The following is a 16,048-nucleotide window of genomic DNA, read 5'->3' as shown; positions in this document are numbered from 1 at the left end:
GCGCCCGCCCCACCCGGATGCTGCGTCATTGCTCGGTGGTCTCCGGTTTCTCGCCGGCGTCGGGCACCGGGAGCGGGTCCATCGCTGACGCGGAGCGCCGCACGCTGTGCAGCCGCTGCCCGACGGTGACCACGCTGCTCACCGCCAGCACCCACATCGCCGCATCGAGCAGCCAGGACAGCCCGAACAACGCCGACAGCCCGGCGCCCGACAGCACGATGACCAGGCGCTCGGGGCGCTCGATGAGACCGCCGTCGCCGGAGAGGCCGCTGGCCTCGGCGCGGGCCTTGATGTAGGAGATCACCTGCGACGACACCAGGCAGATCATCGTGGCGACCACCAACTCGGCGCTCTGCAGCCCGAACGCCGCCCACCACAGCAGCCCGCAGAACACCGCACCGTCGCTGATGCGGTCGCAGGTCGCGTCGAGCACCGCGCCGAAGCGCGTTCCGCCGCCCCGCTCCCGGGCCATGGCGCCGTCGAGCATGTCTGCGAGTACGAAGAACGCGACCGCGACCGAACCCCACCAGAGCTGCCCGATCGGGTACAGCGTGAGCGCGGCGAGCACCGAGCCCGCGGTGCCCAGGATCGTGACGCTGTCCGGCGTCAGACCGACCTTGAGCGCGCCCTTGGCCACCGGCCGCGAGAGCTTCGCGTACGCCGCGCGCGTCATCAGGTAGAAGTTGCTCACTTCTGGTTGTTCCACTCGGTGGCCAGCAGCTGGCGGGTGTCGCGCAGCAGCTGCGGGATGACCTTGGAGTCCCCGATGACGGTGATGAAGTTCGCGTCGCCACCCCAGCGGGGCACGATGTGCATGTGCAGGTGCTCCGAGAGTGAGCCGCCCGCCGAACTGCCGAGGTTCAGGCCGACATTGAAACCGTGCGGCCGCGAGACCGCCTTCATCACCCGGATCGCCTTCTGCGTGAACGCCATCAGTTCGGCGCTCTCGGGCTCGGTGAGGTTCTCCAGCTCGGCGACGCGCCGGTAGGGCACCACCATCAGGTGTCCGGGGTTGTACGGGTACAGGTTCAGCACCGCGTACACCAGTTCGCCCCGGGCGACGACCAGACCGTCCTCGTCGGACATGTTCGGGATGTCGGTGAACGGCTCCGACGAGGACGCCGAACCCACCTTGACGGCGTCGGCGATGTAGGTCATCCGGTGTGGCGTCCAGAGCCGCTGCAGATGGTCTGGATCGCCGACGCCGCGGTCTACGATCGTGTCCTCCGGATCCACGTCACCCCTCACCTGCGTCGGCGCCCGCCAGGGCGGTCTCGACGAGTTCGGCTGTGGGAGTGGCGTTCTCGCGCCGCTGGACCCAATCGGCGATGGCGGCGACGGCCCGCTCGCGGGGCACACCGTTGACCTGGGTGCGGTCGCCGAACCGGAAGCTGACCGCCCCGGCCTCGACGTCGCGGTCTCCGGCCAGGAGCATGAACGGCACCCGCTGGTTGGTGTGGTTCACGATCTTCTTGGCCATCCGGTCGTCGCTCGTGTCGACCTCGGCCCGGATGCCGCGGGCGCGCAGTTCGGCGACGAGCTCGGTCAGGTAGGGCACGTGGTCGTCGGCGACGGGGATCCCGACGACCTGCACCGGGGCCAGCCACACGGGGAACGCGCCCGCGTAGTGCTCGGTGAGGATGCCGAAGAACCGCTCGATCGACCCGAAGAGGGCGCGATGGATCAGCACCGGCCGCTGACGGGTTCCGTCGGCTGCGGTGTACTCCAGCTCGAAGCGGTCGGGCATGTTGAAGTCCAGCTGGATCGTCGACATCTGCCAGCTGCGTCCGAGCGCGTCGCGGACCTGCACCGAGATCTTCGGACCGTAGAACGCCGCGCCGCCCGGGTCGGGGACGAGTTCCAGACCCGAGGCCTCGGCGACCTGCCGCAGCGTGTCGGTGGCCTCCTCCCAGATCTCGTCGGAACCGACGAACTTGTCCGGATCCTTCGTCGACAGCTCGAGGTAGTAGTCGTTGAGCCCGTAGTCGGCCAACAGCTCCAGCACGAACTGCAGCAGCGAAGTGAGCTCCTCGCGCATCTCCTCGCGCGTGGTGTAGATGTGCGCGTCGTCCTGGGTCATGCCGCGCACGCGCGTCAGCCCGTGCACCACCCCGGACTTCTCGTAGCGGTAGACGCTGCCGAATTCGAAGAGCCGCAACGGAAGTTCGCGGTACGACCGCCCCCGCGACCGGTAGATCAGGTGGTGCATCGGGCAGTTCATCGGCTTGAGGTAGTAGTCCTGCCCGGGCTTGCGCACCGAGCCGTCCTCGTTGAACTCGGCGTCGATGTGCATCGGCGGGAACATGCCGTCGGCGTACCACTCCAGGTGACCCGAGGTGATGTAGAGCTGCTCTTTGGTGATGTGCGGGGTGTTGACGAATTCGTAGCCCGCCTCGATGTGCTTACGGCGCGAGTACTCCTCCAGTTCCCGCCGGATCACGCCCCCCTTGGGGTGGAACACGGGAAGACCGGAGCCGAGCTCGTCGGGGAAGCTGAACAGGTCCAGTTCCACGCCCAGCTTGCGGTGATCGCGGCGCTGGGCCTCTTCGAGCAGCTCCAGGTGGCGGTCCAGCGCCTCCTGGGACTCCCATGCCGTGCCGTAGATCCGCTGCAGGCTGGCGTTGTTCTGGTCGCCGCGCCAGTACGCCGCGGAACTGCGGGTCAGCTTGAACGCCGGGATGTACCGCGTGGTCGGAATGTGCGGTCCGCGGCAGAGATCGCCCCAGACGCGGTCGCGGGTGCGGGGGTTGAGGTTGTCGTAGGCGGTGAGCTCGTCGCCGCCGATCTCCATGATCTCGTCGGATGACTCCAAGTCGCCGGACTTGTCGTCGATGAGCTCCAGCTTGTAGGGCTCACCGGCCAGCTCCGCGCGTGCCTCGTCCTTGGACTCGTAGACCCGGCGGGAGAACAGCTGCCCCTCTTTGACGATCTGGCGCATCCGCTTCTCGAGGGCTTCGAGATGGTCGGGGGTGAACGGCTCGGCGACGTCGAAGTCGTAGTAGAAGCCGTCGGTGATGGGCGGTCCGATGCCGAGTTTGGCGTCGGGGAACAGGCCCTGCACCGCCTGGGCCAGGACGTGCGCGGCCGAGTGCCGGATGACGCTGCGTCCGTCCTCGGTGTCGGCGGCGACGGGCTCGACCTCGGCGTCGGCGTCGGGAACCCAGGACAGGTCGCGCAGCCGTCCGTCGGCGTCGCGGACGACGACCACGGCGTCGGGTTCACCGCGGGCGGGCAATCCGGCATCGCGTACCGCCTGCCCGGCGGTCGTCCCGGCAGCGACCCGGATCGGGGCTGCTGAGGCGGGGCGGGCGGGGGCGCTCATGCGGGATTCTCCAAACTCTCAGACGATCGTGCGGGTCGGGATGGACCGCGACCATGCTATCGGGGCCACACCTCAGTCCCCGATACCAATAGGGCTATCCATCCACGGGTGCTCAACGCCCACGAGTTCCCCCATGAAGTCGACGACGCCGAACAGCCACAGCGTGCCCAGGACGATCGCGGCGGTGAACAGGGCGCCGAGCGCCTGCACCCACAGTCCCTGACGCTTGAACCACTCCATGGCGGCGTCGTAGCGCTGACGGACATAGCCCAGCAGCCTCTTGGCCCACTCGAATTCGGTGGCCAGGATCGCCAGGCCGACGAAGACGATCGCCCAGCCCGGTCCGGGATACGGGATCGCGATGATGCCGGCGCCGAGAACCAGCAGTCCGACGACGCCGACCCCGATGCGGTAGGACAGGTCCAGCGCGGGATTCTCCCGCAACCGGTCGCGCCACCGCGCCCACCGGCGCGCGAACGCCGGCCGCCCGCTGTCCGTCACGGCTGCCCCGGCTTCAACTTCACGAACAGTGAGTGCGCCTCGGCCAGCACGTGCTCACCGTCGAGCAGCCGCCCGGAGACGAAGATCTTGCGGTCCACGATGTCGTCGATTCCCGCCTCGACCTGCAGTTCCCTCTCAACCAGCGCGATCTTGCGGTAGTCGACGTGCAGGAACGCCGTCCGCTGCGCCTTCGATTCACTGAGCTTGAACGCCGTGAACCCCAGCAGCGAATCGAACAGGTGCGCCACCGCCCCGCCGTGAGCGGCGCCGTTGCGGCCGAGGTGGAAGCGCCGGAATCGCGCGGTGCCGCCGATCCGGCCGTCATCGGTCAGGTGCAGGTCGACGGGCACACCCAGGATGTTGCCGCGATTGGGCAGATCCATCCTGCGGCCCGACGGCGAGGACCATTCGTCGGCGTCGTAGGGGGCGAGCATCGCCGACACCTTCTCGATCAGGTCGGCGGCTTCGGTGATCACCGCGTCGGGGGCATCGGCCGCGCGGGCGTGGTCCTGCAGGGCGCGTACCGCCTCCACGAAGCGTCCGTAGTCGGGCCCGCCGTGGTGGGTGGGCTCGGGCGGGTTGAAGCCTCCCCCGGGGTGTGCCTCGACCGCATCGTTGGTGCTCACCAGCACACCGTATTGGGTGACTCAGCTCTGGGCTGCGCCGGCTTTGCTCAGCGTTTCGAATTCGTCGTCGGTGAGCTCGATGTGGGAGGCGGCGACGTTCTCCTCCAGATGGGCGACCTTCGAGGTGCCCGGAATCGGCAGCATCACCTCCGAACGTGCGAGCAGCCATGCCAGCGCCAACTGTGACGGGCTGGCGTGATGGTCGGCGGCGATGCGCTGCAGCGGTCCGTCCGGGGCGGCCAGCGGTCCGGCAGCCAGGGGGAACCACGGGATGAACGCGATGCCGTGGTCCTCGCACGCCTCCAGGACGGGTTCGGCGCCCCGCATCGACAGGTTGTACATGTTCTGCACCGACACGATCGTCGCGACGTCGCGCGCTGCGGCGAGTTGGTCGGCGGAGACCTCCGAGAGCCCGATGTGGCGGATCTTGCCTTCCTGCTGCAGCGTCGCCAGCTCACCGATCTGGTCTTCGGCGGGGAACTTGTCGTCGATGCGGTGCAACTGGAACAGGTCGATCGTGTCGACGCCGAGCCGGCGCAGACTCATCTCGCATTCCTGGCGCAGGTACGCCGGATAGCCCAGAACCGGCCACTGGTCGGGACCGGTCCGCAGCAGACCGGCTTTCGTCGCGATGACGACGCCGTCGTAGGGGTGCAGCGCTTCGCGGATCAGTTCCTCGGAGATGTAGGGGCCGTACGAGTTGGCGGTGTCGATGAAGTCGACGCCGAGTTCGACCGCGCGCCGCAGGACGCGCAGGCACTCGTCGCGATCGGCGGGAGGGCCCCAGACCCCCTGGCCCGTCAGGCGCATCGCACCGAAACCGAGTCTGTTGACGGTGAGATCGCCGCCGAGGGAGAACGTGGAGGAGGTCACCGCACCGACGGTACGCGGACGGTGTCAAGCTGACAGGGTGAAGCTGACGGACCTGGCAGGCAGGGATTTGACGTACCCCGAGGTGGGGGCGACCGCGGGCGACCTGCCCTCCGGCTACCGCCACGTGCAGCGGTCGGCGGTGATTGGCGCCGGGCGTGAGCGTTTCGAGCAGGCCGCCGCGGAGGGCCTGCGCTGGGGAATGCTGCGTGGCGCGGGGTTGCGCGTGCAGGCCACCGCGCCGGAGGCAACGGTCGGGGCCGACGTGTTGGTCAACCTGGGCCCCGTGGCAGCTCCGTGCCGCGTCGTCTACGTCGTCGACGAACCGGACCGCCGCGGGTTCGCCTACGGCACGCTGCCCGGCCACGCCGAGTGCGGCGAGGAGCGCTTCGTGGTGCGGTTCGACCCGCAGACCGGCGACGTCCACGCCGAGGTCACCGCGTTCAGCCGGCATGCCACCTGGTGGAGTCGCCTGGCCTCCCCGGTGACCACTCTGGTGCAGCAGTTCGTCACGAACCGCTACCTGCGGGCACTCTGAAACTTCGCTGTGACGGCGCCGGGCGGGGCCGGCCCCTCCGGCGGCGACTGTCCGGCGCAGGCTTTCGCACCGCTCAGCGCCCGAACGGTCACAGATGCGACATCGAGTATCCGCGCGCTCACCGCGGTCGTGGCGGTAGCCTAAGGAGCCTTATTGACGCGTGAGTATCGGACGGTGACGGTGAACGATTCAGCCGACGTGGAGGCCGCACATCTGCGTGTGGCCGAGTTGGTGCAGGGCCTGCACAACAGACCTGACACCGATTCCGACACGGTGGTTGCCGAGCTGGCCGAGCACGCGGCCGCCGAGATCCCAGGCGCGCAGTACGCCGGCATCACATTGACGCGGAACTCGAAGCGCATCGACACCCCGGCCACGACTCACCACTGGCCGCTGCTGCTCGACAAGATCCAGCAGCGCCATCTCGAAGGCCCGTGTCTGACAGCGGCGTGGGAAGAGAAGACGGTCCACGTCCGCGATCTTCAAACCGAGGACCGGTTTCCCCGGTACCGCGACGACGCGCTGGCCGAAACCCCGATCCGGTCGATCATGGCGTTTCAGCTGTTCATCGCCGACGAGAGTCTGGGCGCACTGAACATCTACTCCGAAGAGCCCGACGCCTTCACCCCCGAGTCGCGGACGCTGGGCCTCATCTTCGCCGCGCATTCGTCGGTCGCGTGGAACTCCGCGCGCCGCGAAGCCCAGTTCCAGCGCGCCCTCGAGAGCCGCGATGTGATCGGCCAGGCCAAGGGCATGGTCATGGAGCGCTACCGGGTTGATGCGGTCCAGGCGTTCGAATTGCTGCGCAAGCTCTCTCAGGATTCCAACGTCCCGCTGATCGCTGTCGCCTCGGATCTCATCGCCCAGGCCCAGGCCGCTCACAGCCAGGGCAGCTGAGCCCGGCGGCCGCCAGATGGCCGGATCGTCATTCTGCGCTGACCGCAGCCGGGTCGCCGGTGGCGCCTGAGTGTCCTTCGACGTCTCAGGCGCCACCGCACCGCGCGTCCCTCCTACTGGGTGTCCCAGCGGTCACGCCGATCGCCCGTCGGGGCGGTGCCGGTGATCAGTGCCCGCGGGATCTCGGCATTGGCCGGAGCCGAAGCCGAATCTCCCTGTGTAGCAGACCAATCCGTTCCGACACAGAGCAGGTCGGAGGGCACCGGCACCTCGTTGGGCAGCGGCACCGGCAGGCCCGGGATCGACGGGATGGTCAGCGACGGTGGGGACACCAGGTTCGACAGACCCGTCGCCGCCAGCGGCGTGATGGGGCTCGGCGGACCCGGAACGCCCACGCTCACCGAGCCCGAACCACCCGGTACGGGCGGGGTGCCCGGAGGGGTGACGCCCATCACCGACGACGCGGTGTTCTGCACGGTGCGGGCCAGACCCGGAGGCGTGAACAGATCCGTGATCGTCATCGTGCTGCCCGGGGTGCCCGAGGTAGGCGCACCCGGCGTACCGGCGTTGACCCGCGTTCCGTTCGGCGGCGTCGGCGGGGCCGGCGGCGCGGGGTAATTGATGTAGGTGTTCGTCGACCCCGGCGGAAGCGCCGGCGTCCCTGGCGTTCCCGCCCCGCCCGGCACCGTGGTGGCGCCACCGGGCGCACCCGGGCTCGGCGGGGTGCTGACACCGGCGGGCACCGTCGTGCCACCGCCGGGCACGCCCGGGTTCGGGGGTGTCACCACGCCGGCGGGCACCGTCGTCCCACCACCGGGCACACCGGGGTTCGGGGGCGTGACCACGCCGCCCGGAACTCCCCCGCCACCACCGGGCACGCCCGGGTTGGGAGGTGTCGCGACACCGGCGGGCACCGTCGTCCCACCACCGGGCACACCGGGGTTCGGGGGCGTCACCACGCCGCCCGGAACTCCCCCGCCACCACCGGGCACGCCCGGGTTCGGAGGCGTCACGACACCCGCGGGCACCGCGCCACCGCCACCCGGGGCGGGGGGCACCGGCGGAGTCGCCACACCGGCTTCGCCGAAGATCGGCGCTCCGGGAGCAGGCGGGGCCGGCGGGCCGCCGGCGGGCACCGCTGCCCCGGCCGGGCCGCCCGGACCGGCAGCACCGTTTGCGGCTGCCAGGGGGGCACCTCCGGCAGGACCGGCGCCTGCAGCGCCGGCAGCGCCGTCGCCCGGCGCACCGGCACCGGCCACCCCGCCGCCGGAACTTGCTGCGCCGCCGGCGCCTTCGCCGGGAGCGCCTGCACCGCCACCGACCACACCGGCATCGCCGAAGACCGGGGCCGCAGGCGCGCCGGGAGGTGTCACCGCTCCGGCCGAGGCATCGATCGGGGCACCCGAACCGGGTGCACCGGCTCGCGTGGCCAGTCCGGCTTCGTCGAGGACGGGCGCCCCGGGAGCACCCGGAGCCGGAGGTGTTGCCAGTCCGGCCTCACCGACCACGGGCGCGCCAGGACCACCCGGAGCAGGCGGAGTCACCACACCACCCTCACCACCAGCAGGCACACCAGGACCACCCGGAGCAGGCGGAGTCACCACACCCCCCTCACCACCAGCAGGCACACCAGGACCACCCGGAGCAGGCGGAGTCACCACACCACCCTCACCACCAGCAGGCACACCAGGACCACCCGGAGCAGGCGGAGTCACCACACCACCCTCACCACCAGCAGGCACACCAGGACCACCCGGAACGGGCGGGGTCGACACGCCGGCTTCGCTCACCACGGGAGCGCCGGGCGCCCCGGGTGCGGGCGGAGTGGCCACGTCGGCCCCCGCGTTCACCGGTGTGCCGGGTGTTCCGGGGGTTCCCGGCGTCGTGATGGTCGTGGACCTCTCGATCGGAGTTCCGGGAACACCGACGTCACCCGGAACGGCCGCGTCGATCGACGAATTGACCGGTGTACCAGGCACACCCGGGGCAGGCGGCGTCGTGAAGTTCGCCGAGGCCTCCAACGGGGCGCCCGGTGCGCCGGGCGCAGGCGGGGTCGCGATGTCGACACCTGAGTTCGACGGGTTGAACGTGATCTCCGGCGACGGCGGTGTCGTGTACGTGGTCGAACCACCCGACGGCACACCCGGCCCACCCGGAGGAGGCGGGGTCACGATCTCGACCGACGAGTTCGCCGGTGCCGGGGGGGCCGGCGGCGCAGGCGGCGAGAACCTCTCGACCGAACCGGACGACGGCGTTCCGGGAGCAGGCGGGGCCGGGGGCGAGAACGTCTCGATGGCCGTATGCACCGGCGTGCCGGATGCGCCCGGCGTTCCGGGCGTGACGACGTCTGCGCCGCCGCCGGTCGGGGCGCCGGGCGCTCCGGGGGCGGGCGGGGTCACCACACCGGCCTGGTCGCTCACGGGGACTCCCGGGGCACCGGGACCCGGAGGCGTCACCACACCGCCGTCACCCCCGCTGGGGACACCGGGTCCACCCGGCGCCGGCGGCGTCGCCCCACCACCGTTGTCGCCCACCGGAACACCGGGAGCGCCGGGGCCCGGAGGCGTCACCACACCGCCCTGGCCACCGACGGGAAGACCGGGCGCGGGGACACCGGGAGGGGGCACCGCACCGGCTTCACCGATGACCGGTGCACCGGGGGGCGGGAGGGCTGTTCCTGCTGCCGGGGCCACGGGGGCGCCGGGCGCTCCGGGGGGCGGCACCGCGCCGGCGGCACCGTCGACGGGTGCGCCGCCACCGGGCAGGCCACCACCCGCCCCACCTGCGCCGGCTCCACCTCCGCCGCCGGCTCCACCTCCGCCGGGGCCGGCCGCGGCGAGCGGGGCCGCGCCGGGGGCGCCGGGTGCGGGCGGAACGGCGCCGGCCTCGCCGACGATCGGAGCGCCGGGCGCCGGTGGGGCCGGGGGCAGCCCGAGGCCTGCGGGCACCGCCGCGGGTCCGCCGGGAACGGGAGGCGCGGGCGGGGTTCCGAGACCGACGGGCACACCGGCCGGGCCACCGGGCACCGGGGGCGCCGGCGGCAGCGCTGCACCACCGTCACCGAACACCGGGGCTCCGGGCACCGGTGGCGTAGGCACACCGGGATTCCCGGCCGGCACGCCGACGGGCGTCCCCGGCACGGGTGGGGCCGGGGGTGTGCCGCCGCCGGTCGGCGTCACCGAGGGCACGCCGGGAACCGGCGGGGCCGGCGGCGTGGAACCCGAGGACGGAGTGACGACCGAACCCGGCGGCGTGGGCGGCGCCGGCGGTGTGCCCCCACCCGTCGAGGTCGATGCCGGGGTGCCGGGCGCCGGAGGGACAGGCGGCGTCGCGCCGGACGACGGGGTCACCACAGAACGCGGCGGGGTGGGCGGCGCCGGCGGTGTGCCGCCGGAGACGGACGAGCTGGCGGGCGGAACGACGACCGGCGGGGCCGGCTGACCCGGGTTCGTGAACGAGCGGGCGGTGTCCGTCAGCGCCTGCGGGATGTCGCCCGGGCGGGAAACGATTTGCTGAAGGATGCCGACACACGGCACGCCGCCGCGGGTGGGGGTCGCGTTGGCCGCGGGGCCCAGTAGCGGGGCGCTCAAGAACAATCCCGCGCTGCCCATGGTGACAACGACGATGCTCTTCTTCGTCCGAGACATGTGCTCCCAGTCCTTCTGCGTTCGTGCCGCGCGAATTACATCCGCGTAGTTACTGGGCTTACTGAACCGACAATTTGGGAAATCGCCGACGCGACAGAACCGCCGTTATGCAACCGTTGTGAAGGAGAAGCAATCCCGTCACCGGCCCGAGCCGGGCTGTGAAGCGGCTCCGACGGGCTCAACCTGGGCAGATACGGGGCGATATCCGAGCCGCCAAGCGCGCCGCGGCGGCGTTCACGGCAGCGGCGCGCGCCACGTGAGGTGTGTTCCGCCCTCCGCACCGGGTTGCGCGGCAAACGACCCGCCGACCTCCCCGGCGCGGCGTGCCAAATTGGCCAGACCGCTGCCAGTGACACCCGCGGCGATACCGGTCCCGTTGTCCACCACATCGATCGAAAGATCGTCGTCGACGGTCACCGTGACTGACAGCGTCGTGCCACCGGAGTGGCGAACGGCGTTGCTCACCGCCTCGCGCACCACGGCCTCGGCGTGATCGGCGAGTGAGGTGTCGACGACCGACAGCGGACCTGAGTACTGAACGGACGTCCGCAGCCCGGACCCCGGGAACGCCGCGACCGCCTCATCGATGCGCTGACGCAGCCTTGTGACCCCTGAGGTCCGGCCGTGCAGGTCGAAGATCGCCGTCCTGATCTCCTGGATCACTTCCTGCAGATCGTCGACGGACACCGAAAGGCGCTGTCGCACCTCGTCGGACCACGCCCGCGCAATGGACCCCTGCAGCGAGAGGCCCACCGCGAAGAGGCGTTGGATGACGTGGTCGTGCAGATCGCGCGCGATGCGATCCCGATCGGTCAGGACACTCAACTCGCGCATCCGGTGCTGTGCGCTGGCCAGTTGCCATGCCAGCGCCGCCTGGTCGGCGAAGGCCGCCATCATGTCCAGGTCTTCGTCCCGGAACGGTTGTTCCCCAACGTTTCTCAGCGCTATCACCACGCCAGCCACCGCATCCGTGGCCCGCAGCGGCAGCACCAGGGCGGGCCCCACCGCCGTCCCGAAACCGATGTCGGCCCCCGCGAACCTGCCCGGCGTCCGATGGGAGAACGCCTCACCGACCGCGCTGCCCGCCACCGGTATCGGGTCGTGTGCCGCGGGGATCGTCTCCCCGGCCGTCGCGATGACGGTCAGTTCCGTCACGTCGGTGCTCGGCTGGTCGGGGTCGTCGGTGGTGGCGACCAGAACCGTCGCCGCGCCGCTGAGCTTCTGCGCCTTGTCGGCGACCAGACGGAAGACCCCCGCCGGGTCGGTGCCGGAGAGCAGCTCGGTGCCGATGTCGCGGGTCGCCTCGATCCACGACTGGCGTGCTCGTGACTGTTCGTAGAGGCGGGCGTTGTCGATCGCGATCCCGGCCGCCGCAGCCAGCGCCTGGACCAGTACCTCGTCGTCCTCGCTGAACGGCTGACCTCCGACCTTGTCGGTCAGGTACAGATTCCCGAACACCTCGTCGCGGATGCGCACCGGCACCCCGAGGAACGTTCGCATCGGCGGATGGTTCGCCGGGAATCCCACCGACGCCGCGTGGTTGGAGATGTCCTCGAGCCGGATCGGCTTCGGATCGTCGATGAGAACGCCGAGGACTCCGTGACCTTCGGGCAGATGACCGATGAGGCCCCTGGTCGGCTCATCGATGCCCTGGTACAGGAACTCGACCAGCTCGTGGCCGTGGCCGCGCACGCCGAGCGCGCCGTACTGCGCATCGACGAGATCGATCGCGGTGTGCACGATCGTGCGCAGCGTGTCGTCGAGCTCCAGACCCGAGGTGACGACCAGCATCGCCTCGACCAGACCGTCCACCCGGTCCCGGCCCTTGATGATCTGGTCGACCCGGTCCTGCACCTCGGTGAGCAGTTCGCGCAGGCGCAGCTGTGACAGCGTCGCCCGCATCGGGCGCACGCCGCCGCCGGGATCGGGTTCGTCGGTGTCCCCCACCCCACCATGGTGCATCACCGAGCCCGTGGCGCTCCCCCGGATTGGGGACCATTGGCCCTGTCATTCGGTAGGCCGCGACGGGCAGTGTCGAGTTATGAGCCGAGGGGAGGTCACGATGCCGGCGACACAGATTCAGCGCGCCACGGTGATCGAGGCGCTGACGGTGGCGTGCAGGGCGCCGTCGCTGCACAACAGCCAGCCCTGGCGATGGGTGCTCACCGAGGGCGCCGTCGACCTGTTCGCCGATCCCGCACGGACGCTGCGCGCGGCGGACCCCGCAGGACGTGAAGCGTTGATCAGCTGCGGGGCCGCTCTGGATCACTTCCGGGTCGCGATGGCCGCTGCCGGGTGGGACACCGACGTGCGCCGACTGCCGGACCCAGGCGATCCGCTGCACATCGCCCACATCGAGTTCACCGAAGCGCCCGACGTCACCGACAGCCAGCGACGGCGCGCCGATGCGATCCTGGTGCGCCGCAGTGATCGTCTGCCGCTTGCGACACCGCCGGAGTGGGACGCACTGACGGATGCACTGCGCGCCGCGACCCACGGCAGCGGTGTGCGCCTCGACGCAGTTGCCGACGAACACCGCCACACGCTGGCCCGCGCGGCTCAGCTCGCCGAGGCGGCACACCGTGACGACTCCGACTACCGATCCGAACTCGGTTGGTGGACAGCAGCATTCGCCGCAAACGACGGAATACCGCGCGGCGCGCTGCTGTCCGCGGCCGAAAGCCACCGCGTCGAGGTGGGCCGTACCTTTCCGATCACCACGCATTCCGAACGGCGCCGCGAGATCACCGAGGACGATGCGCGGGTGGTGGTTCTGTCCACCGACGGAGACGCCCGTGACAGCGTGCTGCGCTGCGGGGAAGCCCTCTCGGCAATCCTGCTCGACATCGCGATGGCCGGGATGTCGTCCTGCACCCTCACCCACGTCACCGAGATCTCGGAGGGACGTGACGTCGTGGCCGCCCTGCTCGGCACGACGGCGATCCCGCAGGTGCTCGTCCGGGTCGGGGTGGCCCCGCCGATGGACACCCCGGCACCGCCGACTCCGCGGCGGCCCATCCGCGACATGATCGAGATACATAGAGGCGCACCATGTTGAGCAGTTTTCCCAAGCCTGTCGTCGTCGCCGGGATCGACGGCTCCCCCGCGGCCGTCGACGCCGCGATCTGGGCCGTCGATCAAGCGATCGATCGCGACCTACCGCTGCGCCTGGTGTACGTGATCGACCGTGACGATCACGCCGACATCGACGCTGAGGCGCAGGCCCGCCGCATCGCCACTGCCGCGGTCGCGATGCGGCATGCGCTCCGCGCCGTGGAGGCCACCGAGCGACCCGTCGAGATCGAGATGGAGATCCTCCAGGGCCGGCCGGTGCAGACGCTTCTCCAGGCCGCGAATTCGGCGGCGATACTGTGCATCGGCGCTCGCGGCCTCAAGCACTCCACCAGCGGCAGGATCGGCTCCACCGCGGCGGCGCTGACGGAGGCCGCGCACTGCCCGGTCGCGATCGTGCGGACCCACCGCCCTCACCATTGCCGCGACCGCGCCGTCGTCATCGAGATCACCGACAACGCCGCCGGGTCGGTCGTCCTGCAGCGGGGCCTCGACGAGGCCAGGCGGCGCCGGGCACCCGTATGGGTGCTGACGCCCGCCCGGACATATCCCGACGTGAGCGCCCAATGGGAACGGCGGTTCGCCGAATGGCGCGTGCGCTACCCCGAAGTCGACATCACCGCGGTCGGCAACAACGGCGACACACTTCGGTACCTCGCTGCGCACGCCGACTCCGTGCAGCTCGTCGTCGCCGGCCGGGGACGCCCGGGAGGTCTGACCGAACTCGTCGGCTCGCCGGGCAATTCCGCGCTGCGCGACACCGACTGCTCGATACTGGTGTGCGAACCGCAGAATGCGCTGTGAACATCCCCGATCGGCAGGAGCATGACGTCGCACATGGTGAGGGTTTTCCTGGTAGATGACCACGAAGTCGTTCGGCGGGGTCTGATCGACCTTCTCGGCAGCGATCCGGAACTCGACGTCATCGGCGAGGCCGGGACAGTCGCCGAGGCCCTGGCGCGCATCCCGGCGCTGGACCCCGATGTCGCGGTGCTCGACGTCCGCCTGCCCGACGGCAACGGCATCGAGCTCTGCCGCGATCTGCTGTCCCGGATGCCGGATCTGCGCTGCCTCATGCTGACGTCGTTCACCTCCGACGAGGCCATGCTCGACGCCATCCTGGCCGGCGCGAGCGGCTACGTGGTGAAGGACATCAAGGGCATGGAGCTGGCCAAGGCGATCAAAGAGGTGGGCGCCGGCCGGTCCCTGCTCGACAATCGCGCCGCCGCCGCACTGATGGCCAAGCTGCGTGGCGAGGGCGAACAGGCCGATCCGCTGTCGGGGCTCACCGAGCAGGAGCGCGTGCTGCTCGACCTGCTGGGCGAGGGACTGACGAACAAGCAGATCGCCGCGCGGATGTTCCTCGCCGAGAAGACGGTGAAAAACTACGTGTCACGCCTGCTGGCGAAACTGGGCATGGAACGCCGCACCCAGGCCGCGGTGTTCGTGTCGAAGCTCGAACGGCAGCGCAGGGTGGGCGACGACTAGGTCGCTGACCGCATCGGCGACCCGTCGAGGTGAGCCAGCACATCGCCCAAGTCACGACGCGGTGTGGCAGGCAGCGGGTCGGCATCCACCGGCGCCCAGCCGACCCGCAGCAGCATCTGCGCATACCCCTCGGCGCCGAACACGTCGCGCCGCACGGCATCTCGGGTTTCAGGCACTTCGAGAGGCTCGGTGATCAGGCAGCTCGCCAGGCCCTGCGCGGTGGCGGTGAGCAAGACGATGCTGGTGGCCTCACCCGCACGCAACCACGACAGCCGGTCGTCCTCGGCGGTACCCAGCGCGAGCACAGCCGCCCTGTCCTGTGCGGGTTCGGTGTGCGGAGTGTGTCGGAGCAACCCGCCGGCGAAGTCGCGCACCGAGATCGGGCCGGGACCACCGGTCGCCGGCACGCTCCTCGCGGGCACCCCGGCGGTGGAACCGTGGCGCCCGCTCCAGACCGTCAGCTCGTTCAGGTAGTCCGCATCGGCGCGGTGTGCGGCAGCCGCCTCGTTCACCAGCCGCCGCAGGCCGGCGACGTCGTCGACGACGCGCAATGTCACGCCGGCGCGTGCCGCTCGCGCGCCCATCAGCGCGATGTCCCCGTGCGGGACGGGCCACGAGCTGTAGTGGCGCCGGTCGGTGCGCCGGCGCGGAATCGCGTCCGCCAGAGCCACGTCGAGATCGGCCGCCGGATAGGCACGCAGCGCCAGGGTTGCGAGATGATTCGGTTCGGCGGGGCTGGGGAATCTCTGCACCTTGGTCTGCCAGCCCAGCGCGGCCAGCGCCACGACGCAGTGGTTCAGCGCCGCGCCGCAGCTCAACAACAGATCACGCGAGTCGGGATCGGTGTGCGGCAGCAACAGTTCCGGGTTGGCCCACAGCTGCACCTCGGCAGAACCCACCCGCCACTGCCACGGCTGCGAGTTGTGCACAGACGGCGCACGATGGGCGAGGGAGAGGGCGGACCGCACGGTATCGATGCCGGGAGACAGGCCGTCCATCGCGTCGTCACCCTTTCGGAGTCGGTTGCTCCCTCCAGGATGCGCGCCGCAGGCCGCCGAGAAGAGGGCACAAAGACCCTTTCGGGGAC

15 protein-coding genes are annotated in these 16,048 nt (G+C 70.7%); 6 read left to right on the top strand and 9 right to left on the bottom strand.

The genetic code is table 11. The features are described 5' to 3' along the window. Positions 1-25 precede the first annotated feature (25 nt). From pgsA to FHR72_RS08995, 6 genes are all read right to left on the bottom strand, one after another. A complete protein-coding gene (gene pgsA / locus FHR72_RS09020) occupies positions 26-691 on the bottom strand; it encodes a phosphatidylinositol phosphate synthase (protein ID WP_311736098.1) in 666 nt (221 codons plus the stop codon). Next, the gene (locus FHR72_RS09015; RefSeq protein WP_183467588.1) at positions 688-1,236 is read right to left on the bottom strand and encodes an ATP adenylyltransferase; all 549 of its coding nucleotides are present in this window, start codon (positions 1,234-1,236) and stop codon (positions 688-690) included. Before FHR72_RS09015 ends, pgsA begins: the two co-directional genes overlap by 4 nt. Position 1,237: 1 nt before the next feature. Beyond that, the gene (gene thrS / locus FHR72_RS09010) at positions 1,238-3,322 is read right to left on the bottom strand and encodes a threonine--tRNA ligase (protein WP_183467587.1); all 2,085 of its coding nucleotides are present in this window, start codon (positions 3,320-3,322) and stop codon (positions 1,238-1,240) included. A 72-nt stretch (positions 3,323-3,394) separates the two neighbouring features. Then, on the bottom strand, positions 3,395-3,823 hold the full coding sequence (locus FHR72_RS09005; protein WP_183467586.1) for a TIGR02611 family protein: 429 nt from the start codon (positions 3,821-3,823) through the stop codon (positions 3,395-3,397). Continuing rightward, positions 3,820-4,449 (bottom strand): PaaI family thioesterase, encoded by a 630-nt coding sequence (locus FHR72_RS09000; RefSeq protein WP_183467585.1) that lies wholly within the window; start codon positions 4,447-4,449, stop codon positions 3,820-3,822. Before FHR72_RS09000 ends, FHR72_RS09005 begins: the two co-directional genes overlap by 4 nt. A gap of 21 nt (positions 4,450-4,470) precedes the next feature. Continuing rightward, positions 4,471-5,322 (bottom strand): aldo/keto reductase, encoded by an 852-nt coding sequence (locus tag FHR72_RS08995; protein ID WP_183467584.1) that lies wholly within the window; start codon positions 5,320-5,322, stop codon positions 4,471-4,473. A gap of 37 nt (positions 5,323-5,359) precedes the next feature. Here FHR72_RS08995 and FHR72_RS08990 point away from each other — a divergent pair, with 37 nt between their 5' ends. After that, positions 5,360-5,857, top strand: a complete 498-nt coding sequence (locus tag FHR72_RS08990) for a DUF1990 domain-containing protein (RefSeq protein ID WP_183467583.1) — start codon at positions 5,360-5,362, stop codon at positions 5,855-5,857. A gap of 180 nt (positions 5,858-6,037) precedes the next feature. Next, the gene (locus tag FHR72_RS08985) at positions 6,038-6,754 is read left to right on the top strand and encodes a GAF and ANTAR domain-containing protein (RefSeq protein ID WP_183467863.1); all 717 of its coding nucleotides are present in this window, start codon (positions 6,038-6,040) and stop codon (positions 6,752-6,754) included. Positions 6,755-6,867: 113 nt separating this feature from the next. Here FHR72_RS08985 and FHR72_RS08980 read toward each other — a convergent pair whose 3' ends face one another. Continuing rightward, entirely contained in the window at positions 6,868-9,852 is a 2,985-nt protein-coding gene (locus tag FHR72_RS08980; RefSeq protein ID WP_260155981.1) for a hypothetical protein, read from the bottom strand. 58 nt (positions 9,853-9,910) lie between these two features. Here FHR72_RS08980 and FHR72_RS26505 point away from each other — a divergent pair, with 58 nt between their 5' ends. Beyond that, positions 9,911-10,195, top strand: a complete 285-nt coding sequence (locus tag FHR72_RS26505; protein WP_260155980.1) for a hypothetical protein — start codon at positions 9,911-9,913, stop codon at positions 10,193-10,195. A 440-nt stretch (positions 10,196-10,635) separates the two neighbouring features. Here the strand turns inward: FHR72_RS26505 and FHR72_RS08975 are convergent, their stop codons facing one another. After that, complete coding sequence (locus tag FHR72_RS08975; RefSeq protein ID WP_183467862.1) at positions 10,636-12,363, bottom strand: GAF domain-containing sensor histidine kinase; 1,728 nt, start codon at positions 12,361-12,363, stop codon at positions 10,636-10,638. A gap of 100 nt (positions 12,364-12,463) precedes the next feature. On the opposite strand from FHR72_RS08975, the gene FHR72_RS08970 reads away from it, so the two are divergent. From FHR72_RS08970 to dosR, 3 genes are read left to right on the top strand one after another with little or no spacing between them, the layout of a single operon-like run. Continuing rightward, positions 12,464-13,459 (top strand): Acg family FMN-binding oxidoreductase, encoded by a 996-nt coding sequence (locus FHR72_RS08970; protein ID WP_183467581.1) that lies wholly within the window; start codon positions 12,464-12,466, stop codon positions 13,457-13,459. Continuing rightward, positions 13,453-14,277 (top strand): universal stress protein, encoded by an 825-nt coding sequence (locus FHR72_RS08965; protein ID WP_183467580.1) that lies wholly within the window; start codon positions 13,453-13,455, stop codon positions 14,275-14,277. Before FHR72_RS08970 ends, FHR72_RS08965 begins: the two co-directional genes overlap by 7 nt. 33 nt (positions 14,278-14,310) lie before the next feature. Further along, positions 14,311-14,961, top strand: coding sequence for a hypoxia response regulator transcription factor DosR/DevR (dosR, locus tag FHR72_RS08960; RefSeq protein WP_183467861.1), 651 nt, complete (start codon positions 14,311-14,313; stop codon positions 14,959-14,961). On the opposite strand, the gene FHR72_RS08955 is transcribed toward dosR, so the two are convergent. Then, positions 14,958-15,959, bottom strand: coding sequence for an Acg family FMN-binding oxidoreductase (locus FHR72_RS08955; protein WP_183467579.1), 1,002 nt, complete (start codon positions 15,957-15,959; stop codon positions 14,958-14,960). The two genes, dosR and FHR72_RS08955, sit on opposite strands and share 4 nt — an antisense overlap. Between the last annotated feature and the right edge of the window lie 89 nt (positions 15,960-16,048).

The organism is Mycolicibacterium iranicum, assembly GCF_014190915.1.
In the GTDB taxonomy this organism is placed as follows: domain Bacteria; phylum Actinomycetota; class Actinomycetes; order Mycobacteriales; family Mycobacteriaceae; genus Mycobacterium; species Mycobacterium iranicum_B.
Note: the sequence above shows the minus strand (reverse complement) of the source record. Positions and strands in the feature narration are given on the sequence as shown.

What these genes read in the sequence shown, in the direction of transcription:
- FHR72_RS08975 (WP_183467862.1), bottom strand. Translation starts at nt 12,363, where the DNA reads ATGCACCATGGTGGGGTGGGGGACACCGACGAACCCGATCCCGGCGGC.
- FHR72_RS08965 (WP_183467580.1), top strand. Translation starts at nt 13,453, where the DNA reads ATGTTGAGCAGTTTTCCCAAGCCTGTCGTCGTCGCCGGGATCGACGGC.
- thrS (WP_183467587.1), bottom strand. Translation starts at nt 3,322, where the DNA reads ATGAGCGCCCCCGCCCGCCCCGCCTCAGCAGCCCCGATCCGGGTCGCT.
- FHR72_RS08970 (WP_183467581.1), top strand. Translation starts at nt 12,464, where the DNA reads ATGCCGGCGACACAGATTCAGCGCGCCACGGTGATCGAGGCGCTGACG.
- dosR (WP_183467861.1), top strand. Translation starts at nt 14,311, where the DNA reads ATGGTGAGGGTTTTCCTGGTAGATGACCACGAAGTCGTTCGGCGGGGT.
- FHR72_RS08955 (WP_183467579.1), bottom strand. Translation starts at nt 15,959, where the DNA reads ATGGACGGCCTGTCTCCCGGCATCGATACCGTGCGGTCCGCCCTCTCC.